The sequence below is a fragment of the Clostridium sp. genome (assembly GCF_026168755.1).
In the GTDB taxonomy this organism is placed as follows: domain Bacteria; phylum Bacillota; class Clostridia; order Clostridiales; family Clostridiaceae; genus Clostridium.
The window spans coordinates 56,335-79,899 of sequence record NZ_JAPFDR010000002.1 but is presented as its reverse complement, the minus strand read 5'-3'; the positions used below and the strand labels follow the sequence as shown (position 1 = coordinate 79,899).

General features: G+C 26.7%; 18 protein-coding genes, 1 tRNA gene, 1 pseudogene and 1 riboswitch. Of the genes and pseudogenes, 18 read left to right on the top strand and 2 right to left on the bottom strand.

From position 1 onward, the window contains the following. The first annotated feature begins 453 nt into the window (after window positions 1–453). The gene (locus Q0Y03_RS01560; protein WP_297712106.1) at window positions 454–2,118 is read left to right on the top strand and encodes a ribonuclease J; all 1,665 of its coding nucleotides are present in this window, start codon (window positions 454–456) and stop codon (window positions 2,116–2,118) included. A gap of 116 nt (window positions 2,119–2,234) precedes the next feature. On the opposite strand, the gene Q0Y03_RS01555 is transcribed toward Q0Y03_RS01560, so the two are convergent. After that, the gene (locus Q0Y03_RS01555) at window positions 2,235–2,696 is read right to left on the bottom strand and encodes a YopX family protein (protein ID WP_297712105.1); all 462 of its coding nucleotides are present in this window, start codon (window positions 2,694–2,696) and stop codon (window positions 2,235–2,237) included. 236 nt (window positions 2,697–2,932) lie between these two features. Between Q0Y03_RS01555 and Q0Y03_RS01550 the strand changes: the two genes are divergently transcribed. The 8 genes and pseudogenes from Q0Y03_RS01550 to Q0Y03_RS01515 all read left to right on the top strand — a co-directional run bounded on the left by Q0Y03_RS01550 (window position 2,933) and on the right by Q0Y03_RS01515 (window position 13,308). Then, a complete protein-coding gene (locus Q0Y03_RS01550) occupies window positions 2,933–3,361 on the top strand; it encodes a DUF3783 domain-containing protein (RefSeq protein WP_297712104.1) in 429 nt (142 codons plus the stop codon). Window positions 3,362–4,142: 781 nt separating this feature from the next. Further along, the gene (locus Q0Y03_RS01545; RefSeq protein WP_297712103.1) at window positions 4,143–6,155 is read left to right on the top strand and encodes an amylo-alpha-1,6-glucosidase; all 2,013 of its coding nucleotides are present in this window, start codon (window positions 4,143–4,145) and stop codon (window positions 6,153–6,155) included. A 166-nt stretch (window positions 6,156–6,321) separates the two neighbouring features. Next, on the top strand, window positions 6,322–6,576 hold the full coding sequence (locus Q0Y03_RS01540; protein ID WP_297712102.1) for a hypothetical protein: 255 nt from the start codon (window positions 6,322–6,324) through the stop codon (window positions 6,574–6,576). Window positions 6,577–6,783: 207 nt separating this feature from the next. Then, window positions 6,784–9,789: a glycoside hydrolase family 2 TIM barrel-domain containing protein gene (locus Q0Y03_RS01535; protein WP_297712101.1), complete on the top strand. Its 3,006-nt coding sequence runs from the start codon at window positions 6,784–6,786 to the stop codon at window positions 9,787–9,789. Between the two features lie 93 nt (window positions 9,790–9,882). Then, window positions 9,883–10,074: pseudogene (locus Q0Y03_RS01530) on the top strand (dihydropyrimidinase); the annotation flags it as partial. A gap of 210 nt (window positions 10,075–10,284) precedes the next feature. Continuing rightward, window positions 10,285–10,929, top strand: coding sequence for a manganese efflux pump MntP family protein (locus Q0Y03_RS01525; protein ID WP_297712099.1), 645 nt, complete (start codon window positions 10,285–10,287; stop codon window positions 10,927–10,929). Window positions 10,930–11,087: 158 nt separating this feature from the next. Next, window positions 11,088–11,639, top strand: coding sequence for a GNAT family N-acetyltransferase (locus Q0Y03_RS01520; protein WP_297712098.1), 552 nt, complete (start codon window positions 11,088–11,090; stop codon window positions 11,637–11,639). 121 nt (window positions 11,640–11,760) lie between these two features. Next, window positions 11,761–13,308: a C40 family peptidase gene (locus tag Q0Y03_RS01515; protein ID WP_297712097.1), complete on the top strand. Its 1,548-nt coding sequence runs from the start codon at window positions 11,761–11,763 to the stop codon at window positions 13,306–13,308. Between the two features lie 101 nt (window positions 13,309–13,409). Here Q0Y03_RS01515 and Q0Y03_RS01510 read toward each other — a convergent pair whose 3' ends face one another. Beyond that, window positions 13,410–14,348 (bottom strand): L-lactate dehydrogenase, encoded by a 939-nt coding sequence (locus Q0Y03_RS01510; RefSeq protein ID WP_297712096.1) that lies wholly within the window; start codon window positions 14,346–14,348, stop codon window positions 13,410–13,412. Between the two features lie 446 nt (window positions 14,349–14,794). Between Q0Y03_RS01510 and Q0Y03_RS01505 the strand changes: the two genes are divergently transcribed. The 9 genes from Q0Y03_RS01505 to Q0Y03_RS01465 all read left to right on the top strand — a co-directional run bounded on the left by Q0Y03_RS01505 (window position 14,795) and on the right by Q0Y03_RS01465 (window position 23,563). After that, window positions 14,795–15,298 carry a GNAT family N-acetyltransferase gene (locus tag Q0Y03_RS01505; protein ID WP_297712095.1) on the top strand — a complete coding sequence of 168 codons (504 nt, stop codon included), beginning with the start codon at window positions 14,795–14,797 and terminating at the stop codon, window positions 15,296–15,298. A gap of 119 nt (window positions 15,299–15,417) precedes the next feature. Next, complete coding sequence (locus Q0Y03_RS01500; RefSeq protein ID WP_297712094.1) at window positions 15,418–16,662, top strand: hypothetical protein; 1,245 nt, start codon at window positions 15,418–15,420, stop codon at window positions 16,660–16,662. 225 nt (window positions 16,663–16,887) lie between these two features. Beyond that, complete coding sequence (locus Q0Y03_RS01495) at window positions 16,888–17,259, top strand: hypothetical protein (protein ID WP_297712093.1); 372 nt, start codon at window positions 16,888–16,890, stop codon at window positions 17,257–17,259. 243 nt (window positions 17,260–17,502) lie between these two features. Beyond that, window positions 17,503–17,934: a PIN domain-containing protein gene (locus Q0Y03_RS01490; protein WP_297712092.1), complete on the top strand. Its 432-nt coding sequence runs from the start codon at window positions 17,503–17,505 to the stop codon at window positions 17,932–17,934. 79 nt (window positions 17,935–18,013) lie between these two features. Continuing rightward, window positions 18,014–18,099: riboswitch (glycine riboswitch) on the top strand. A gap of 133 nt (window positions 18,100–18,232) precedes the next feature. Further along, window positions 18,233–18,841: a trimeric intracellular cation channel family protein gene (locus tag Q0Y03_RS01485; protein ID WP_291674815.1), complete on the top strand. Its 609-nt coding sequence runs from the start codon at window positions 18,233–18,235 to the stop codon at window positions 18,839–18,841. A gap of 138 nt (window positions 18,842–18,979) precedes the next feature. Further along, window positions 18,980–19,054 (top strand) — tRNA-Cys (locus tag Q0Y03_RS01480). A gap of 293 nt (window positions 19,055–19,347) precedes the next feature. Next, the gene (locus Q0Y03_RS01475; protein ID WP_297712091.1) at window positions 19,348–21,741 is read left to right on the top strand and encodes a hypothetical protein; all 2,394 of its coding nucleotides are present in this window, start codon (window positions 19,348–19,350) and stop codon (window positions 21,739–21,741) included. After that, a complete protein-coding gene (locus Q0Y03_RS01470; protein WP_297712090.1) occupies window positions 21,741–22,676 on the top strand; it encodes an ABC transporter ATP-binding protein in 936 nt (311 codons plus the stop codon). The genes Q0Y03_RS01475 and Q0Y03_RS01470 overlap by 1 nt, the downstream gene beginning before the upstream one ends. Before the next feature lie 2 nt (window positions 22,677–22,678). Then, window positions 22,679–23,563, top strand: a complete 885-nt coding sequence (locus Q0Y03_RS01465; protein ID WP_297712089.1) for an ABC transporter permease subunit — start codon at window positions 22,679–22,681, stop codon at window positions 23,561–23,563. Window positions 23,564–23,565: the final 2 nt, after the last annotated feature.

Sequence of the window (23,565 nt, the reverse complement as noted above, 5' to 3'; positions counted from 1 at the left end):
TGATAAAGAAAAATTAATGATATTTCTGGAGGTAATATCATTAATTTTCGTCATCACGGAATTCAAGCTCCAACTAACAATTTGGGGATAGAGTTGAAAAAATGTGGGGAATTGTTTATAATTACTTAGAAATATAAAAAAAGTTAAATGAATATAAGTAATAATTTTTAAATGTATTTATTTAAGTTGTTTTATATTAGTATATAAAAATTATATTTAAATAAACTTAGCACCATTAGGCAATAGATAAAATTAACATAATCAGATGTTAAATATTGTAAATGCAATGTTAAGTAAATAACTTTATAAGAGATGTCAGTTTAGTTATAAGAATTGAACGTATTTAATTATAAAATAATATTTAATTATAAATGAGTTGATTTAAAACAACTTTTTGTTTTTATGCAAAAAATAGAGAAAAATATATTGAAATAAATAATTTGGAGGATTTTAATGGAAAGCAAAAAAAAGATAAAAGTTATACCGTTAGGTGGATTAGGAGAAGTAGGAAAAAATATAACAGTAATAGAATATGGTGAGGAAATCATAGTTGTAGATTGTGGAATGACTTTCCCAGACTCAGAAATGTATGGAATAGATGTTGTAATTCCAGATGTAACATATTTAGTTAATAATAAAGAAAGAGTAAAAGGATTTTTTATAACTCATGGACATGAGGATCATATAGGGGCGATACCATATATATTAAAGCAAGTTAATGCTCCAATTTATGCTACTAATTTAACAGTAGGATTAATTCAAAATAAGCTAGAAGAACATAAAATGCTTGATATAGTAGATTTAAATGTAGTTAAGCCAGGAGATACTATAGCTTTAGAAAAATTAAAGGTAGAGTTTATAAGAACAAATCATAGTATTGCAGATAGTTGTGCATTAGCAATTCATACTCCATTAGGTATAGTAGTCCATACTGGAGATATTAAAGTAGATTTTACACCTGTTGATGGTAATGTAATAGATTTACAAAGATTAGCTAAGATAAGTAAACAAGGGGTTCTATTACTTATGGCTGATAGTACTAATGCATGTCATCCAGGGTATACAATGTCAGAAAAGACAGTAGGTGAAACATTAGATAATTTATTTAGTAAAGGAACTGGAAGAATAATTGTAGCAACATTTGCATCAAATATTCATAGGTTACAACAAATAATAAATTCATCTATTAAATATGGAAGAAAAATTGCTTTTAGCGGAAGAAGTATGGAAAAAATATCAGAGGTTGCAATAAAACTTGGATATTTAGATATGCCAGAAGGGTTATTAATTGACTTAAAAGATTTAAAGTTATATAACAGCAATCAAATAACAATTGTAACTACAGGAAGCCAAGGAGAACCTATGTCAGCGCTTACAAGAATGGCATGTTCTAATCATAAAAATATTCAAATAGAAAAAGATGATATGATAATTATATCTGCAAATCCTATTCCAGGAAATGAAAAAGCTATATCAAAGGTTATAAATGAATTAACACAAAAAGGTGCTAATGTTATTTATAAATCAATAGAAGAAATTCACGTATCAGGTCATGCTTGTGAGCAGGAATTAAAATTATTACAATCAATTTTAAAGCCTAAATATTTTATGCCAGTACATGGTGAATATAAACATTTAAGAAAGCATATATTAATAGCAGAGGAAGTAGGGTTAGAAAAAGGTAAATCATTTATTTTAGAAAATGGTGATGTGTTAAGTTTAAATAGGAAGTCAGCTTGCATAAGCGGTAAAGTTCAAGCTGGAAATATTTTAGTTGATGGTATTGGTATCGGAGATGTTGGTAATATAGTTTTAAGGGATAGAAAGAACTTATCAAAAGATGGTATCATAAATATTATTGTGGCAATAGAAAAAGAAAGTCGTTCCATTGTTTCAGGTCCGGATATTGTGACAAGAGGATTTATATACGTAAGAGAATCAGAAGAACTAGTAAAGCAAATAAAAGAAATATCTTATGATAGTATACAAAGTTCAGTAGATAAAAATATATTCAAATGGTCAGAGATAAAAAATAATATTAGAAATGATGTTGGTTCATTTATATATGGTAAAACTAAGAGAAAACCTATAATTGTACCGATAATTATGGAAGTATAAAATAAGGTTTTAATAGAAAAGTTATCAGAGTATAATAAAGAAATTTTAAAATTGAAATAGGATATCGTAGTATATATGCGATATTCTATTTTTTTAATAAAAAAATAGAAGTTATATTAAACTTCTATTTTTATTTTAGCATTATTTTTGCTTAATTTATAAGTAAAAATATTACCAATAATTTTAATTGGTTTGCAGACAGATGATGTAGCAACACATAATAAATCTTTAAAGTCATCAACAATGAGGTTTTCTTTTTGAGCTTTAAGTTCTAAATTTTTTTGAAATAGTTGTTTTGTAATAAAGCACCCATCTTCATATATTATTTCAGCAGTTTTTTTATAAGTAAAACTACTTTCTTGGTAGGTTATAACATCACCTTCAAATATTTCACGACCTAAAGAGTCACAAATTCCAGTAGGCATTAAAAGGACTGAATCATCAAAAGAAACTATATCTTCATCATTTTTATCTCTATCAAAGTAATAAACAACCTCATCCATATAATCTATTCTAGTTACTTTAAAGCATTTATTTAAAACCTTATTGTATATTTTGAATTTTAAATTTTTTTCCACTAAAAACACTCCAATCTTTAACATAGAAATAATTATTTACATAACATATAGTATATTATAACAAAATGGAAAATATTTGAAAATATATTTATTTAAAATTATATAATATTTCTTACAGAATCATAAAATTTATTTTAAGTATTAAATAATAATTATTATTGTTTAAATATTAAATAAAAGAATTTTATGATATAATTATACTAAAAAAGTTAATAAATAAAATTGGAGGAATACATATGTCATTTGATAAGTTAGATATAAAAGATAATACTGCTAGAGAGGGGAGAACTTGCATATTACTTTGTAACTTAGGAGGAAAGGATTTACAAAAAGTTAAAAACTGTGCCATGATTTTAGGGATTAGAGATCAAATAATTTTAAATAGTAAAAATGGTAATACAGTTATTAAAGATGTATTATATAACAATATAAACTCAGAATGTGAAGATGGAAGAAAAGAGAGAGCTATAATATTTAATGCAATACCACCAGCAAAGATGAATATCTTTATTGAAAATCTAAAAAAAGTAAGAGTGAATAATGTTTTAAAGGCTGTAGTTACAGAAACTTCAATAGATTGGACTGTAAATGAAGTGATTTCTAACCTAGTTGCAGAGCGCATTGCAATAAGCAAAGGAGACTTCACAGATCAACATAGCAAATAATATTGCGAACCAAAGCGTTAATGCAGTGATGCCGAAAATTAATGATATAACCTCCATTAAGTCATATAATTTCGCTAAGAATTTATATTATTATTTCCATAAAATCAGCTAAAGCTTCGAAGTTCGCTATCGCTTACCTCAGCTTCTTAACGCTAGTTTTATTACAATAATAATTAAATTCTAAAGCTTATTATATAATACTTTCTTCCGGTTATATCATTAATTTTTCTCTATCACTAGCTTTAAAGCCTAGGTCTGCAATTTAAAAGAGAAATACCTATAAAGTTAATGTTTTGTGCTATAAACTATTTTGATAAAATAATTAACTTTTAATTTAATGAGTCTTATTTTATTCAGGTTAAAATACTTTTAGTTAACGACTTGTCATATAACATGTAGCAAAAGACATTAACTGTAAGGTGTTATGTTATAGGTAGTTACGTGAAAAAAGAAAAAATGAAATATTAATTTGGAAGGGTCATTGAAATTAAGCCGTAGAATTTAATAATTGATGGAGTAAAGTTGCGTAAAGAAGTTTTTACTGTTTGAGCGAATAGCGAGTTTAAAAACTTTAGCAAGCTTTACGGAATCAATTATATAAATTCTAGGTGAAAATTTCACGGTTACTGGAAAATAAATATTTCATTTTTTCGCTTCCACGTAACGAACAATTTAGCAGTTTTAGTGTAAAAGTAGCAGATATGTTTTATTGTTTGTAAAAAAAAACTTATGTATAATTTCATTATCGGAATATAACTTAGTAAAAGAAGGGGAAGAATATATGTATAAGTATGGAAGAGGAATGTGGAAAACGATAGAAGATGGTAATGAATTATCATGGGTAGTTGGGAATGGAATTGGTGGATATGCTAACCATACTGTTGCTGGGGGAGCTTCACAGGCTTTTCATGGATATTTAATAGCTTCATTAAATGCGCCTGTAAATAGAAAGCTTATACTTACAAGAGTGCAAGAGCAAATTATTATTAAAGATAGAGAATATGATTTAACATCTCAGCAATATATAGGAACTTCAAAAAATGGACAAGAGTATTTAGAGCAGTTTATTTTGGATACGATTCCAGAGTATAGATATAGGGTTGAAGATATTTCCATAAATAAAAGTATAGCTATGGAGTATGGACATAATACTGTCGCTGTATGCTATGAAATTGAAAATGGTAGTGAGGAAGCTAAGTTAAATTTAGTTCCGTTATTTAATTATAGAGAAGCTGGAGAAACAAGTGAAAGATCAGAATTAAAATTTGATGTTAATGTAGATGAAAAAACTTTAATATTAATACCAGATAGTAATAAGGATATAAAAATAGAGTTTTATACATCAGAAGGTAATTATTATGATAGAAGTTTAATTCCTACAAGTATGGCAACACCAAATTATTTAATAGAAGAAAATCATTTTTATATGATTGATCATAGAACTGGATTTTTAGGTGTAGATAATCACTACACACCATATGAAGTTCATATTGAATTAAAACCATTTGAAAAGAAAAAGTTTTATATTAAGTGTACAATAGAAGGATTAAATGAAAAATCAGGATTTGATATTGTAAGAGAATATAAAGCAAGAGCAGAAGAGTTAGTTAAAAATGCAGATTTAAAAGATGAGTTTGCTAACAACTTAGTTAAAGCAGGAGATCATTTTATTGTAAATAGACAAAGTACAGGATTAAAAACTGTGTTAGCAGGACTACCTTGGTTTACAGATTGGGGTAGAGATACAATGATTGCATTTGAAGGTCTGACTTTAGTAACAAAAAGATTTAGCGATGCCAGAGAAATATTAGAATCATTTGCTAAATATATAAAAAATGGATTAGTTCCTAATGTATTTCCAGATGCTAATACTGAGCCAGGATATAATACTGTAGATGCTTCTTTATGGTATTTCCAAGCTGTTTATAAATACTTGAAGTATACTGGTGATTTAAGTGATTACAGATTCATAGGGGAAAAAATATATCCAAAATTAAAAGAAATATACAAAGCTTATGCAAGCAAGACTGATTATTCAATCGGAATGGATAGTGATGGATTAGTATTTGCTGGGGGAGGGCTTGATCAAGTTACTTGGATGGATGTTAGAGTTGGTGATTATGTTGTAACACCAAGACATGGAAAGCCAGTTGAAATAAATGCATTATGGTATAATGCGCTAAAAATAATGGAGGATTTAGCTGGGAAGTTTGGTGATGATAATAGTGAATATATAAATCTTTCTGAAAGAGTTAAAAAATCATTTAATGATAGATTCTGGAATGAGGAAAAGAGTTGTCTGTATGATGTTGTAGATGAAAATGATGATAAAATAAGACCAAACCAAATTTGGGCAGTATCATTACCATTTTCTATTTTAGATAGAGAAAAAGAAAAAATGATAGTAAATACTGTGTATAAGCATTTATATGCTACTTATGGATTACGTTCACTTTCATTTATGGATAAAGATTATAAGAGAAAATATATAGGAAAGCTATTTGATAGAGATTGTGCTTATCATATGGGAACAACATGGGGATTCTTAATAGGAAGTTTTATAACAGCTTACTGTAAAGTAAATGACTATTCTAAGGAAGTTATAGATAAGGCAAATTATATGTGTAAAGTTTTTGAGGATACTATGAGAGATGGATGTATAAATGGGATAGCTGAAATTTTTGATGGAGATTTTGCTTCTACTGGAAGAGGATGCTATTCTCAAGCATGGAGTGTTGCGGAAGTATTAAGAGCATATACTCAAGATGTAATGCCATATTTAAATAAAAAATAATATAACTTATAAACCCTATTGAATATTTAAAGTAGTGATATTTGATAGGGTTTTAATTTGTATAAATATTATTAAATAATTATAAGTAAATAATATTATTAAAATATTAAACATATAACTAAGGTATATGTTTAAAGAAAGTAAATTATATTGGAGGTAAGGTTAAATGAATAAAAATGAAAAAATTTTATTTGGAGCGGCATGTTTTTTGGCTGGAACAGTAGCATGTTTTTTAATAGCACCTATTAAAAAAGGTATCTATTGCGGCAATAATAGTGGAAACAATTATGGTGATAATGATGTAGAGGATAATACTGCTGATAAAGATGAACTAGATAAAGTTTTAGGTGAAGTTTTAGATGAAGTTAATGAGGCAATAAATAATGCAACAAAAGAAAAGAATGAAGAGGTAGTAGATTAAGAAGATATATAAATAGACAACTTACAATATATATAAATTCATGTATATTGTAAGTTTAAAAAACAATCAATTGAAAATATTAACCAAATATATAAATTTTAAGTAGATAATTAAATCATAAGATAAATATCGTGATAAAATATAAAGGATAAGTAAAAATGTTATTATGAAAAAGTAGGAAGAAGCTAGAGAAATGGGGAAAGGGAAATGAGAAAATTTGATTTAAGTTATTTAGAAAATTCAGAGGTTTATGAAATTAATAGACTAGAAGCTAAATCAGATCATAAATTTTATAGTAATTTAGAGGAGTTAAAAGAAGCTAAATCTTCTTTTAAAAAAATTTTAAATGGAGCGTGGAAATTTCATTATAGTAAAAACTTGGATGGGATAATTAATAATTTTTATGAAGAGGATTATAATGCTGAGAGTTGGGACAATATAATGGTTCCAGGACACATTCAACTTCAAGGGTATGATAAACCACATTATGTAAATACAATGTATTCTTGGGATGGGCATGATAATATTGTACCTCCATTGATTCCGAAAAGATATAATCCAGTTGGATGTTATGTAAAGGAATTTGATATATCTTCAGAATTTTTGGGGAAACCATTATATATTTCTTTTGGAGGAGTTGAAAGTGCTTTCTTTTTATGGTTAAATGGTAAATTTGTTGGATATAGTGAGGATAGTTTTACTTCATCTGATTTTGATTTAAGCAATTTATATAAACAAGGAAAAAATAAATTAGCTGTTATGGTAGTTAAGTTTTGTAGTGGAAGTTGGTTAGAAGATCAAGATTTTTGGAGATTCTCAGGAATATTTAGAGATGTGTACTTATATACAAAGCCAGAAACTCATATAAATGATATTTTTATTCATACAAATCTTAAAGAGAACTATAAAAAATGTGAATTAGATATTGATTTAAAAATTGAAGGAAACTTAGATTCATTTATTAAATTTGCTTTAATAGATAATAGTAATAATAAAATTTTAGATAAAACTCAAAGTATTGAAAGTAATAAATTAATTATAAAAGAAGAGATAACGGATATAAAGTTATGGAGTGCAGAAGAGCCAAATCTTTATACTTTGCTAATAGAGGTTTTGGATAAAAATAATAATATAATTGAAGTTATACAACAAAAGGTTGGGTTTAGATCTTTTGAAATGATTAATAATATAATGCATATTAATGGTAAAAGAATTGTTTTTAAAGGTGTAAATAGGCATGAGTTTAGTTGTTATACAGGAAGATATGTTAGTAAGGAGGAAATGCTTTGGGATGTTAAAACAATGAAGAGGAATAACATTAATGCAGTTAGAACTTCTCATTATCCAAATCAAAGCTATTTCTATGAATTATGTGATGAGTATGGAATTTATGTTATTGATGAAACTAACTTAGAAAGTCATGGTACATGGCAAAAGATGGGTAAAATAGATTCAAAATGTGTTGTTCCAGATTCAAAGAAAGAGTGGAGAGAGTGCGTTTTAGATAGAGCAAAATCTATGCTAGAAAGAGACAAGAATCATCCATCTATAATTATTTGGTCTTGTGGGAATGAAGCATTTGGTGGAGAAAATATTTATTTAATGTCTGAATACTTTAGAAATACTGATAGTAGCAGATTAGTACATTATGAAGGAGTATTTAATGATAGAAGATACAATAATACTTCTGATATGGAAAGTAGAATGTATGCAAAAGTAAAAGATATTGAAGAATATTTAAATAACAATCCAGAAAAACCATTTATGTTATGTGAATATACTCATGCTATGGGAAATTCTAATGGTGCAATGCATAAATATATAGAGCTTGAAGACAAGTATCAAATGTATCAAGGGGGATTTATTTGGGATTTTATTGATCAAGGATTAATGACTAAAGATATTTATGGAAAAGACTATTTAGCATTTGGTGGTGATTTTGGAGATAGACCTACAGATTATAACTTCTGTATGAATGGTATTATTTATGCTGATAGAAAAGAATCACCAAAGATGCAAGAAGTAAAGTTTAACTACCAAAATATAAAGATAGATGTTAATTTCAATTCTGTAAGAATAAAAAATGATAACTTATTTATAAATTTAAATCAATATGATATTATTTGGGAGTATTTAAGAGAAGGAAATGTTATAGAATATGGAAAGTTAAATATATCCCTTGAAGCTGGTAGTGAAATAAAGATAAATCTACCAATATCTAAAAAGAGTAATTCAGGTAATTATACAATAGATGTAAAAGCTGTATTGAAGGAGGATACTTTATGGGCAAAAAAAGGTTATGAAGTAGCTTTTGGACAAGATTACTATGAAGTTTTAGATAATAATAAAGAATGTAATGAAGAAATAATTGTAAATGATTGTGATGTTAACTTTGGAGTAAGAGGAAGAAATTTTGAAGTAATTTATTCAAAGAATTATGGCGGATTAATATCTTATAAGTTTAATGGAAGAGAATATATTAATGAAATTCCTAAGCCAAACTTCTGGCATGCACCAACTGATAATGACAGAGGAAATTCAATGGCATTTAAATGTGCAACATGGAAAGTTGCGAGTCTTTATGCTAAAGCTATAGATATAAAAATGTCTTATGATGAATATAAAGCAAGTATAACTTACACATATGCATTACCAACAACTCCAGAAAGTAAATGTGATGTAACATATACTACATTAGGAGATGGAAGTATAAAGGTAAAAATGGATTATAAGGCAGTAGAAGGATTACCTAATATGTTGGATTTCGGGATGATGATTAAAATTCCTTGTGCCTATAATAACTTGACTTGGTTTGGTAGAGGTATTGAAGAAAATTATTCTGATAGAAACAAGGGTGCAAGATTAGGTGTTCATGAGAATAAGGTAATTGATAATGTATCAAAATATGTTATTCCACAAGAATGTGGTAACAAAACTGATTTAAAATGGGCTAAGGTTACTGATAATACAGGCAATGGAGTGATAATAACTGGCAATAATTTTGAATTTAGTGCACTTCCATATACTCCACATGAGTTAGAAAATGCATATCATCACTATGAGTTACCACCAGTTTACCATACTGTTATAAGAGCATCATTAAAAAATATAGGTGTTGGAGGAGATGATAGCTGGGGGGCTATGCCGCATGATGAATATTTAATACCTTCAAATAAGAATATGAGTTTTGAGTTTATTATTAAAGGTGTATAAAAGTATTTAGATTATATCTATACAAGGAATATAAGCTAATGGTATAGAAGATATTTTATATAGAATAGGTATAAAAAAGAGGGTATATTAAATATAATAGATCCTAATAAGAAAGTTACTTTGACTACTGAAAGCCCTCACTCTAATGTAGATTATACATCTTATGAAGGATTTAGACTTAAAGGATATCCTATATTTACAATATTAAGGGGAAAGATAATTTCTAGGGATGGAGAGTTTGTAGGAGAAAAAGGATATGGAAAGTACTTGAAAAGAAAAAATTGACATATAAATAATATAATAGTATAATATATTGGTCCTGTGAGGGAGTAGTTAGCATGTAAATGTGGTTAGGTCAACATAATGGTTTTGAATAAAACCTGGCTTAATCTTAAATAACGAGACTCATGGATGCTTTTTTTGCATCCATGAATCTCGTTATTTTTTTGCATATAAGTAAAAATTTAAGAGAAAATAATAGTGAGGAGAATGATTATGAACATTATTACAATTGTACTTACAGCATTTGCTTTAGCAATGGATGCATTTGCTGTATCTGTTACTAAAGGAATGACTTTGAAAAATTTAACTAAGGGAATGGCTATAAAAATAGCTTTATTCTTTGGATGTTTTCAAGCGGTAATGCCATTAATTGGATGGATGTTAGGAATAAGCTTTCAAGGATATATAAAAGCTATAGATCATTGGATTGCTTTAATATTACTATCAATTTTAGGGGGTAAGATGATTTATGAGTTTTATGAGAATAGTAAAGAAGCAAGTACTGAAAAAGAAGAAGCTGCAAATGAAGCAAGTACTACTTTAGAAGAGGAAGAAGAAAGTAAAAGTGAGTTATCAAATAAGGAATTAACTACTCTTGCCATTGCTACAAGTATAGATGCTTTAGCTATTGGAGTAGGTTTTGCATTTTTAAGTGTTAACATAGTTTATTCATCATTAATTATTGGAGTAATAACATTTGTAGTCTGTTTTATTGGGGTTATTGCAGGCAAGAAAATTGGTGGAATATTTAAGGATTATGCTGAACTTATAGGTGGAATTATTCTTATTCTTATAGGTATAAATATTTTTAATGATCATACCGGAATTATAATGAATTTAATACACAGTATATTTTAGCAAAGTAAGCTGTCTCCTAATGAGGTAGCTTACATTTTTTGTTAGAGTTACATTAATAGTTACAGTTACATTAAAGTTTATAAAAAATAATGTTGAAACTCTAGTTATATACAAAGTAAAATTTTTATTAGGTAGAAGAAAAGTTTGGAGGTATAGATTTGAATAATATGTTAAAATTAAAAAGAAAAGATGGAGTAGAAGTTCAAGCTGAGTTAAAAGAGCTAAGTATATCTTATTTAGATAAAATTATGCAATTACAAAAAATAATAATAGATGGACTTGAAAATAAAGAGCTATATGCTGATACAGAAAGAGAAGAGTTTGAAGAGTATATAAAGAAAAATGGAAATATAATTGGATGTGTTACAGAAGATGACGAGCTTATTGCAATGGGGGTTTATGCCAAAAAAGGTTATGATAAATCTAACTATGGCTATGACATAGGATTAGATAATGAAGAATTATTAAAGGTAGGACAAATAGAATCTACTGTAGTCAAGGAAGAGTACAGAGGAAATAGGCTTCAAAAAATAATATGTGAAGAATTGGAGAAAATTGCTGTAAAAGAAGATACTAAGATATTATGTGCTACAGCATCACCATATAATGAGTTTAGTGTAAACACATTTAAGAGTTTAGGTTATGAAATTAAACAAGATAAGTTAAAATATGGTGGATTAAGAAGATATGTTTTAGCAAAGAGAGTTTAATTTGTTTAAAATAATAAAAAATAAGAAGAATATGCTAAAAAATATGGCAAATTAAAGTGAAAAAATATATAATTTATTATGTCAAAATATATATTTAAGTAAGCGGGGGATGTGGAAAAATATGCAGAAAAGAAAGATAAAAAAGATAATTGCTATTTCTGGTGTTGTTGGAACTATTTTAGCCGTTAAAACTGTACCAGCGAGTGCTACAGAAATAAATAGTGGAATAGAAGTAGCTTCTATAAGCAAAGGACAAGTTATCAATGTAACTTCAACTTTAAGAATTAGAGAGTCGGCAAGTACAAGCTCATCAGTATTAGGAACTATGAGAAATGGTAGTACATTTGACATCATTTCTAAAAGTGGAAGTTGGTATCAAATTAAGTACAACGGAATAACTGGTTATGTTCATGGAGATTATGTAAAAGAAATCTCAGCATCTTCAGCAATATCAACAAAAGGTAAGGTCTATAATGTATCTACTAATTTAAGAGTAAGAAGTGGGGCTTCTACAAGTTCATCAATATTAGGATATCTTACTAACAATACTGAAGTAAATATAGTTGGATCAGAAGGAGAATGGTATAAAATACAATATAACAGTGGATACGGTTATGTAAGTAAAGAATATATCACAACTAATGGAGATTCAATCAATAATACAGAAAGTAATAATACAGGAAATACTGATTCTTCAGAGGCTGAAATTAACAAGACTGGGTACGTTTATAATGTAAGTAGTGGAGGACTTAGAGTTCGTAAAGAAGCATCTACTAGTTCAACAGTTTTAGGAACTTTATATTCAGGTAATTCTGTAAATATAGTAGGTGAAACTGGAAGTTGGTATAAAATTAAATATAATTCATCATATGCGTATGTTCATAAGGATTATATAACTGAAAACAAACCATCTTCAGAATCAAATTCAAATAATGGGGATAGTAATTCAACAGCAGATAGTAATAATTCTTCTCAAACAATGAATTCTGTAGGGGTTGTTACAAATGTTACTTCTAATCTAAGAGTAAGAAAGCAGGCTTCTTCAAGTGCAGTAGTATTAGGATATTTACTTAATAATGAAACTGTTAATATAACTGGAAAAGAAGGAAATTGGTATAAAATTAATTTTAAGGGTTCAGTAGGATATGTAAGTGCAGATTATATAAAAATATCTACTGGAAGTGATAATAGTATTGGAAACAATAGTAATACTTCTGTTTCTAATGCATATAACATTGTATTAGAAGAATTAAAATCTCATATTGGCTCTCCATATGCTTATGGTGGTTCAGGAGAATTAGTTACTAGCGCATCAATACAAACATTAAAGAGTAGGTTCCCAGATTATGCTTCTGCAGGTAAGTATGATACTTTATATCAATACGTTGATAGTGGAGTAAGAATGTTCGATTGTTCAGGATTTATGCAATGGGGATTTAGTAAAGCTAATATAAGTATTGGAAGAACAACTTATGACCAAATAAAAAGCGGAGTAGAAGTATCATTAGATAATGTACAACCAGGTGATTTATTGTTCTATAGCGATTTAGGACATGTTGGTATGTATATAGGAAATGGACAATGGATAGAATCTCCGAATTCTGGTAAAACAATAAGAATAACTGATGTTCCGTGGAGTTCAATTGGTAGAGCTAGAAGAGTTTTATAAAATTTATTTAGTTATTTAAAAAAGTATTATCTTATGATGGATATAATAAACTTAATTTAATAAAAAACTGTATCAAATTGTGATACAGTTTTTTATTAATTTTATTTATCATTAATTCTATCTATATATTGCTTCATTAAATTAGCTGATGATACAAACTTTTCTTGTTCAGTAGGTGATAATTGAATATTTAAAACTTTTTCTATACCATTTCTTCCAAGAATAGTAGGAACGCTTAAATAAGCATCATTAACACCATAATAGTCATTTAATAAAGTTGAAACAGTTAAAATAGATTTTTCATCTCTAATAATAGCTTCAACTATTCTTTCAAGAGCTATTGCAACAGCAAAAGCAGTGGCACCTTTTCTTTTAATAACTTCATAAGCACAGTTTTTAACATCTTCAGCTATAACAGTTTCAGTTTCCTTATCCCAAGCTATAGAATTTTGCTCAGAAAAGCTTTTTACAGGTATGCTACCAATCATTAATGATGACCAAGTTACAAATTCGCTATCACCATGTTCACCTAGAACATAACCTTCTACATTTCTTCCATCAATTCCAAAATACTTTCCAAGTAAGCTTCTAAGTCTTGCTGTATCTAATACAGTACCAGAACCTATTACTCTTTCTTTAGGGAAACCGGAAAGTTTATATGTCATATATGAAAGAACATCTACAGGATTAGATACAACTAATAATATTGAATTTGGACTTAGTTGTGCAAGTTTTGGAATAAAACTTTTAAATATTGCGTAGTTTTTATCTACTAAATCTAATCTAGTTTCACCAGGTTTTTGTGGAGAACCAGCAGTTATTATAATTATATCTGAATCCTTAGTATCTTCTAAAGTACCTAAAGTAACATTACAAGGCCTACACAAAGAACTACCATGCATTAAGTCTAGTACTTCTCCTAGAGCTTTTTCTTGATTTATATCATTAATTACAATTTCTCGTGCTATTCCTTTTTGTAATAAGGCAAATGCTGTTGTAGCACCAATTGCACCTGCGCCGATTATTGATATTTTACTCATAACTTCACCTCGTTTATTTAATATATATAGTATTTTCTATTTTGGAAAATATATTATATATATAAGGAATAATTATTATTATTTAATATATATTATAGGCATTTAAAAAACAAAAATCAACCTTAATATAGATTATATAACAAAAAAAAGAATAAATGTAATAAAATATTTAAAAGTGTAAAATGCAAGTAGTAGATAATTGTTTTTTATTTAAAGTTCTTAGTTATATGTACTATTTGAGGGTTTATAATAAAATTGATATAATTAGTAATGTATATAAATAGGCAAGTTCAAATATTTGAAGAAAAAGTAAGTTCTTTATTTAAAAAATAAAAAAATCTTGTATTTTAAAATTTACATAGGGGGATACTTTTATCCCTCTTTTGTTATATAATTAAAGAGTAAATATATAGTAAAAAATTAATACTATTTATAGAGGAGTACATATGAATTTTAGAAAGACAACTATAGAAGATATAAATAATGTAATGAAGATAATAAATGAGGCAAAGGAATATTTTAAGAAAAATATAATAAATCAATGGCAAGATGGTTATCCAAATAGTGACACTATATATACTGATATCAAAAATAATAGTAGTTATGTATTAGAAAGTGAAAATAAGATATTAGCAACAGCAATGGTTTCATTTGAAGAGGATGAAACATATAAAAATATATATAATGGACAATGGTTAAATAATGGGGATTATGCTGTTATACATAGAATTGCTGTTAGTGAAAAAGCTAAAGGTAAAGGAATTGCATCAGCTATAATTAAAGAAGTAGAAGGTTTATGTAAAGAAAATGGAGTAACTAGTATAAAAATAGATACACATAAAGATAATATTTCAATGCAAAAGTTACTTGAGAAAAACACTTTTAAATATTGTGGAATAATATATTTAGAAGATGGAAGTGAAAGAATAGCTTTTGAAAAATTAATATAAGAGGTTAAATGATAAGAAGATAAGCTGGGTGTAACTATTTTGTAACTTTAAATAGTATAGTTTAGTGGTATAATGTATTTATAAATATATTAATCTAAAAGAAGATAGTAGGATAAAGTATGGAGAGAGAAAAGTTTAAATTAGATGAAAAAGTAATGAATAAAAGAGAGTTATTAAAAGTAATTGAAGAAAAAGAAATTCAAATAGAAAATCAAAAACTAAAATTAAAATTGGCTAATGAAGAAATAGAAAAAATAAAAATAGAACTAAGAGAATTGAAAAAAGATATTAATGATTCTATTATAGATATAGTTGATAATGTATTAGAAGAAAAAAAGAATAAAAGTTTTATAAGAAGCGATGAAAAGGAGAATAATATTGCTATAGATATTGTTGAGATAGATGAAGATAAATACATAGATAAGAATAAGGCTATAGATGATGGTAAATCTATAGAAGAATCTATAAATAAAATTATGAATGAAGTAACGAATTATGAAGAAAAACAGAATATTAATGAAATAGCAACTGAAGAATTAGTAGTAAATACTATTGAAGAGGAAGAAGAGACTAAAGATAAGTTAATATTAATAGAAAATTTAAAATCAGTATTTATAGAAAATAAAAATTATCAGTCTATAGAAATTTTAAATGAAATATTAGGTAAAATAGAGTTTATAGAAGCTAATATAACAAATGAAGAAAAAATATTGTTGTTGTACTTAGGATATTTTTATAATAAATTAGAAGAATTACTTGAGAAAAGTAACGTAATAAATGAGTTTTATTATTCTGATGTTAATGAAGTAAAGTTATTAATGATGTTAATACAAGAAAAAGAATATCCTATATATCAGCAGGCAAAAGAAACAGTTTCAATGAAAATAATAGATAATAAAAATTTGTTCAATGGATTAGATACAATTTTAAGAGGTAAAATAATAGATAAAATTAAGAGTATTTCATATAAAGTTTTTGATGGAGTATATTCTATTAAAGATATAAAACAAGGAGAAGGGAGTTTAACTTTAAAAGGGTGGGTTAAAGAAAGAGATAAGGAAAGTTATAAGCTAGTTGAAGGTTTATATTGCAATACTACAGAAAAACTATATATGTTAGAAAGTTCTATATATGTATTAGGTCTGAATATTAAGTTGTCAAAGGATAATGAGTTTAAAATTCAAAATATAGAAAAAGAAAATATTTTTGATAATAAACAAGAACAAAGCTATGAATTTAACAATTCAAAAGAGGAATATAAAGAAAGAGATCAATATTATATAGATGAAGAAGATGATGATGATTATGATTCAAATATATGGACAAGATTAAAAGATAAGTTTGGATTAAAGTTTAAAAAATAAAAGTGTGTTAGAACTCTATTTTCAAATTAATATTGTTAATTAGGAAATAGAGTTCTACTTGAAAGATTAAGTAAACATTTACAACGGGTGATTTATACAGTATAATAAAAAGGGGAAAAGTTTATTATGTTAATAAAAAAGTTAATAATATTTAAGAATAAATTAAGAAGATTGTAACCCAATTGACAAATTGATTAATTAAAATATTTATAGAGGTGATTTAATATGGGAAAAAACTTACAGTTTGTAGATTCATATCATGAAAAAAATTATGTTGAAATAGTTCAAAACTTTATGGGAAAATTAAATAAAGATTTATATATAGTATTAAAATTATTAAGTATTAACGAAGTTTATACAGTTGCTAAGGAATATATAGTAGGAACAAATATAATGTTTAAAGAATTATTAAATGATTCAAGAATAGTAAGTACATCAAGATTTTTAGCTGAATTAGCATATAGTTTTTTTACAAAACAATTTTCAGTTAAAGAGATTTCAAGCACAAAAAAATTAAATTTTGATACAAGAAATTTTATAATAAATATAATAAACTATTATTCAGAAGTAGATAAAAAAACAAATTCTTGTGCATAATAATTAACATTTAAAGGTAACTCTTGGCAATTAATTAGAGTTACCTTATTTTTTTAGTTATTACTTTTAAATTAATCTTCAGATTGTATAAATAAAAGTAAGAAATTAATATTATAGAGTGACTTAGGCTACCAATATACTAGTAATGATTTAAAAGAAATATGAAATGAATTTAATTATATTTTATATTTGGAGATATTTGTTTATAATTAAAATGATTATGTTATAAAAGGAGAAGGACAAATGAAAAAATATTTATTAGATACTAATATAATAATTAAGCTTTGGGATAAGGATAATCAAAGTTTAGATAAACTACTAAAAGAAAATAAGGTGCTTATATTAAAAGAAATATTAAATGAATTAGCTATAAAAGAAACAAAAGAGTATAGAAGAAAAGAAGTTTTAAGTGAGAGATTTTGTGATTTATTACCATATAGTATAGATGTTGAAAAGGAAAATATAAGTGGGTTTTATATGATATTTGATTATAAGGCTAAGGATAAATTTAATAGTAATAACTTATCTCAAAATGATTTATTACAGTTATATGCTTGTTATATTAATGATGATATAAATTTAGTTACAGAGGATAAAGAGTTATTTAATATTGCAAAATATATTTTAGGTGCTGATAGAGTATTAGACATAAAGGAATTAATAAATCTACAATAAAAAAATAAAAATATAGAAGTATATCCATTATAGATATTGAATTACTATAATGGATATATTATAATTTACGAGTATTTCGTTGAGAAATTTGGGAGATGCTGTTTAAGTACAGAGCCGAAGGGGAAAGTGCGGCAAACTCTCAGGCAAAAGGACCAAATTTTGAGAAAACTCTGGAAAGCCCATATAAGGCACCGACGAAGCAATCTTAAATGTAGTAAGAGAATCTTTCAGGTAAAAAGACAGAGGCGCAATTATTTTAATAATTAGTCTTTATATATTAATGAATAGGGGGATTTTTTTGGACTACATTACAGTTTTAGAGTATATTGGGGTTTTAGCTTTTGCCGTATCAGGAGCAATAGTTGCTATTGAAGAAGAATTTGATGTTTTTGGTATATATATAATAGCTATAATTACAGCTATGGGTGGAGGAGTGCTTAGGGATATTGTTACTAATGTAGGTATACCAGTATTCTTTACAAGTTATATGACAATTCCATTTATTATTGCAGGAACTTTATTAGCTATATTTTTAAAGGGACAGTTAAAGTATAAAAATTTATTTGCGTTCATCGATGCAATTGGACTAGCTGCCTTTTTCGTATCAGCAGCTGTTAAAGCAATTAATAGTAATTATAATTTTATGTTATTCATATTTGCAGCTAGTATTACTGGAGTTGGTGGTGGAGTTCTAAGAGATATAATAACTAATAGAAAACCACAAATTTTTAAGCATGATATTTATTGTGTTGCTGGGATTATAGGAGTAACTTTACTTTGGTTCATATATCCTATAATTGGAATAGAATCAGCACAATTCATAACGTTAGTAATTATAGTACTTATTAGAATGATAAGTTATTATAAGACAATAAATTTACCAGTAGTATGTAAGGAAAAAGTATAAAAATAAGACTAATATTAAAATAATAAAATGATAATACAAAGGAGCATATTTACAGTTCCTTTGTATTAAAAAATTAGTAATATAAAATTTTAAAAAGTGTAGACATTTTAAGAGGAATTGTATATAATGAAAATATACGGCGCTATAGCCAAGTGGTAAGGCAGAGGTCTGCAAAACCTTTATTCCCCAGTTCAAATCTGGGTGGCGCCTCCAAGAATGTTATTCACAAAAAAGGAATTCAAATTTGAATTCCTTTTTTCATTTAGATATAAATAAACCTTAAATAGAAAATATTAAAAAGCTTAATAATACTTAAAAATCGTTACAAATAGTATAGTTTGTAGCGTTTTTTTATTATTAGAGTTTTTAGGTTTAATTATAAAAATAGTCTTTTAAGGAATTTGTAAGAAATTATTAAGGTAAAATATAAGAAATTTGAAAATAAATAGGATAAAATATGATAGTATAGTGAATAGGGAAAATAATGTAAAATAGGGGGAAGATTAATGAAGAAAACAATAAGTAAAAGAATATTTACTACAATTTTAAGTATTTTTATTTTGAGTTTACTAATTCCAAATTTAAAAGTAAGTGCAAGTAAAAATAATTCTAAGTATGACTTAAATATAAGTTATGGTATAGATGGCAGATATAAAGCTCTAAAATATATGCCAGTTACTGTACAAATAAATAATTTAGATGAAGATTTTAATGGAGAAGTAGAGGTAAGGGTTACAAGTGACTCTAGTGGTGGTTATAATGCTTATTCCAAAGAAGTAAGTGCAAGTAAAGGGGAAAGCATAAGTGTAACAATACCAGTAAAATTTTTAGAGGGAAATAGTAATGGGACTGTTTGTATAATAGAAAACGGAAAGGTATTATATGAAAAAAAATTACTAATTTCATCAGGAAGAATTAATGAAGGAAATGCTTTTACTGGTTTATTAACAGATGATCCTACAGCATTAGGATATCTAGGAAATGTAACATACTTTGATTCTAATTATTCAAATACAGGAAAAATGAATTGTGTTAACCTAACTGAAGATATGTTAGATGAAAATGGATTAAATATAGATGGATTAGATGTAATAATAATTAATAATTATAATATGGCTAATTTAAATGAAAAACAGTATAAGTCATTAAATAATTGGGTTAATTCAGGTGGAACATTACTAATAGGTGCAGGTGCTAATGAAAGCAAAACAATTAATAATATAAATAAAAGTTTTTTAAATATAGCTTCAAATGGAACTAGCCAGCAAAATGTTAAAACTGCTTCAGAAAGCTTAAATTTAATATTATCAGAAATTACTTTAGAGGATTCAACATCTATAGTTAATAGCAATGAAAATGAATTAGTATATTCTTTAGATAGAGGAGCAGGGAAAATTTTAATAACTGCCTTTGATTTAGGGTTAGAACCATTTATTTCATCTAGTGATGCAGCTATTATATTACAAGATATGTTAATAGAAACTTTTGATAAAATATATGAAGAAAATTATCAAGGTGGATATTATTCAGGAGCCTATGAAATAAGTAATTTATTAGGTAATATTCCGGTAGAGAATGCAGTAGGGACATTAACTTTAGGAATAGTACTTGGAGTTTATGCGATTTTAGTTGGAATAGTTGTATATCTTATATTAAAGAAAATGAAAAAAAGAGATTTAACATGGGTGCTTATACCTGTAACATCAATTGTATTTACAGTAATGATTTATTTATTAGGCAGCAAAATGAAAATAAAGGATGTCATAGTAAATAGTACAAATATTATATCTGTTGATGAAGAGGGAAGAGGTCAAATAAACAGCTATATAGGTATAGCAAGTAAAAATAAAGAAAATATAAAAATAGAAAACGAAGAAGATTTAAAAATGCAATATATGTCTGATGATTACTACTATTATGGTGATATAGATTACAATGCTAAAACTTTAAGAGTTAAAACAACATATACAAATGATAACTCTTACTTTACAGTTACTAATAATAATGTGGCAAATGTAAATAAATTTGAAGTATCAGGAAAAGAAATTGTAATGCCTAAATTAGAAAATACTTTAAAGATTAAGAATGGAAATTTAGGAGGAACTGTTAAAAATAATCTAGATGCAGACATTCAAAGGCTTGTAATAGTTTCTGGAAAATCAGTTTGGGATTTAGGGCAAGTAGCTAAAGGTGAAGAAATTTCGGTTACTGATTTAGTAAGCAAGGGTTCTTTTGGAATTCAAGGTTATGCAAATTCTTTAAGTGATGAATATTATCAATCAAGATGGGATGATGAAATAGATTCAAAAGATCCTAAATTTAAAAATGTAAAAAGATATGCATCGTTACTTACTTTATTAGGAGATACAGGATATTTAGGAACTACAACAAAAATTATTGCAATTACAGATTTGCCGGTAGATTATAGTTTGAGCTTAGAAAGTAAATCAATTTCAAATTATAATTTAACAGCAGTGATACAAGAAGCAAATATAGATTTTAAAGATGAAAGTGGAAATATTAGTTTCCCAGAAGGATATTTTGACTATACAGTAAGTGAAGTAGACGATAGAGTAAACTACGATTATTATAGCGATTATATTTATGGTGAAGGTGAAATTGTATTAGATTATAAAATTAATGATAATGTAGATGTAAGAGAAATAACTATTAATACCTTTACAGATGGGATGGGATATCAATATGGACTTACTGGAGAGTACTATATTTACAATTATAATACTAACCAATATGAAGAGTTTAAATTAACATCAGGAAGTTATGAGTTAATAAATGATGGAAGATATAGTTTAGATAACATAATAAAAATAAAAGTTGTAGCTAGCGAAAATACAGAGAGTGCAGCTCCAAAATTAGGAATAAAAGGGGTGGAGAAATAGTGTTAGTTATAAAGAATCTTGAAAAATCATATGGAAATTTTAAAGCAGTAAAGGGTTTAAATTTAGAAATAAAAAAAGGTGAAATATTTGGTTTTATAGGACCAAATGGTGCTGGAAAAAGTACAACAATGAAAATTATCTCTGGACTTTTATCACCAGATAGTGGAGAAGTTTATGTAGATGGAGTAGATGCTATAAAAAATAATAAGGCATTAAAAGATAAAATTGGCTATATGCCAGACTTTTTTGGAGTTTATGATAACTTAAAAGCAATTGAATATTTAGAATTTTATGCTTCAATATATGGAATTGTAGGAAAAGAAGCTAGAGAGTTATCTATGGATTTACTTAGATTAGTTAATTTAGAAGATAAATATGATGCATATGTTGATGGGTTATCAAGGGGAATGAAACAAAGACTATGTTTAGCAAGGTGTCTTGTTCATAATCCAGATCTTTTAATTTTAGATGAGCCAGCTTCAGGAATGGACCCTAGAGCTAGGTATGAAATGAAGGGAATATTAAGAAATTTAAAGGAAATGGGAAAAACAATTATAGTTTCTTCACATATACTACCTGAACTTGGAGAAGTATGTACTAATATAGGTATTATTAAAAATGGAGTAATTGTATGCCAAGGAACTGTAGATGAAATCATGACAAGAGCTGCAGGGGCATCACCTATAGTATTTACAGTATTATCAAAGGAAGAAGAAGCAATTAAATTGCTAAAAGAGTTACCATATGTAGATAATATAAAAATTGATGGAAATAAAATTACAGCTAATGTTATAGGTAATGATGGGGATGTAGCAAATCTTTTAAAATATTTAGTATTAAAAGATATTCCAGTATTAAATTACAGTAGAGCTGTTGGAAACTTAGAAGATGTATTTATTCAAATTACAGCAGATAGTGATGAAGATGGGGTGTAAAAATGAGAGTGAATCCAGTTTTAAGAAATGAAAGCAAGATAGCGGTTAGAAGTATTAAATTTACTTTAATGATATTTGCTTATATAGCAGTTTTATCAATAGCAGTAATGATTTACTATAATTCAGTAAATGAAGCAATCTTTTCAAATGGATTATATTTAGAGTCATCAAAACTATTCTATGTTGTAATGGCATTAGGACAAGCGATATTATTGCTTTTCATAGTTCCGGCATTAAGTTCAACAGCAATATGCTCAGAAAGAGAAAAGCAAACTTTAGATATATTATTATCATCAAAATTAACGCCACTTCAAATAATTATAGGAAAAGTTTCAGCTTCATCACTTAGAGTGATTATACTTATAATTTCAACAATGCCTCTTTATGCAATTGGAGCTATAATTGGTGTGGTTAAGATAAGTAATATTTTAGCGCTTATAATATTTTTCATAGTTAACACAATATTTGTAAGCTCTATAGGTGTTTTTGTATCAACATATATTAAAACTTCAAAAGTATCAACTGCACTTTCTTATGCATTAGTACTATTTATTTATATAGGAATAATTGTTATTACCTGGGCAATACTTATGATAACTGTTTATAAAATGAATATGAGTGGCAATCCTGTAACAATAGTGCCTAAGGCATCTCCTATAGTTTATTTAAGTCCAGTAGTAGGGTTTGTAAGTTTATTATTAAATCAAGTTGGATTAGGATTAGAGTTTAATAGTATGTTTTCAGAATTTGGAATAAGTATGCATTCTGAATACATTTCAACAGTATTACAATTAGTACTTTCAGTATTATTTATATACTTAGCTTCAGTTAAACTTAATCCATTAAATAAGAAAAGTAGGTTTAAATCTAAAAAGGTAAAGGAGTAGGG

What these genes read in the sequence shown, in the direction of transcription:
- Q0Y03_RS01500 (WP_297712094.1), top strand. Translation starts at nt 15,418, where the DNA reads ATGGAGAGAGAAAAGTTTAAATTAGATGAAAAAGTAATGAATAAAAGA.
- Q0Y03_RS01465 (WP_297712089.1), top strand. Translation starts at nt 22,679, where the DNA reads ATGAGAGTGAATCCAGTTTTAAGAAATGAAAGCAAGATAGCGGTTAGA.
- Q0Y03_RS01495 (WP_297712093.1), top strand. Translation starts at nt 16,888, where the DNA reads ATGGGAAAAAACTTACAGTTTGTAGATTCATATCATGAAAAAAATTAT.
- Q0Y03_RS01540 (WP_297712102.1), top strand. Translation starts at nt 6,322, where the DNA reads ATGAATAAAAATGAAAAAATTTTATTTGGAGCGGCATGTTTTTTGGCT.
- Q0Y03_RS01545 (WP_297712103.1), top strand. Translation starts at nt 4,143, where the DNA reads ATGTATAAGTATGGAAGAGGAATGTGGAAAACGATAGAAGATGGTAAT.
- Q0Y03_RS01560 (WP_297712106.1), top strand. Translation starts at nt 454, where the DNA reads ATGGAAAGCAAAAAAAAGATAAAAGTTATACCGTTAGGTGGATTAGGA.
- Q0Y03_RS01535 (WP_297712101.1), top strand. Translation starts at nt 6,784, where the DNA reads ATGAGAAAATTTGATTTAAGTTATTTAGAAAATTCAGAGGTTTATGAA.
- Q0Y03_RS01505 (WP_297712095.1), top strand. Translation starts at nt 14,795, where the DNA reads ATGAATTTTAGAAAGACAACTATAGAAGATATAAATAATGTAATGAAG.
- Q0Y03_RS01475 (WP_297712091.1), top strand. Translation starts at nt 19,348, where the DNA reads ATGAAGAAAACAATAAGTAAAAGAATATTTACTACAATTTTAAGTATT.
- Q0Y03_RS01490 (WP_297712092.1), top strand. Translation starts at nt 17,503, where the DNA reads ATGAAAAAATATTTATTAGATACTAATATAATAATTAAGCTTTGGGAT.
- Q0Y03_RS01550 (WP_297712104.1), top strand. Translation starts at nt 2,933, where the DNA reads ATGTCATTTGATAAGTTAGATATAAAAGATAATACTGCTAGAGAGGGG.
- Q0Y03_RS01515 (WP_297712097.1), top strand. Translation starts at nt 11,761, where the DNA reads ATGCAGAAAAGAAAGATAAAAAAGATAATTGCTATTTCTGGTGTTGTT.
- Q0Y03_RS01510 (WP_297712096.1), bottom strand. Translation starts at nt 14,348, where the DNA reads ATGAGTAAAATATCAATAATCGGCGCAGGTGCAATTGGTGCTACAACA.
- Q0Y03_RS01525 (WP_297712099.1), top strand. Translation starts at nt 10,285, where the DNA reads ATGAACATTATTACAATTGTACTTACAGCATTTGCTTTAGCAATGGAT.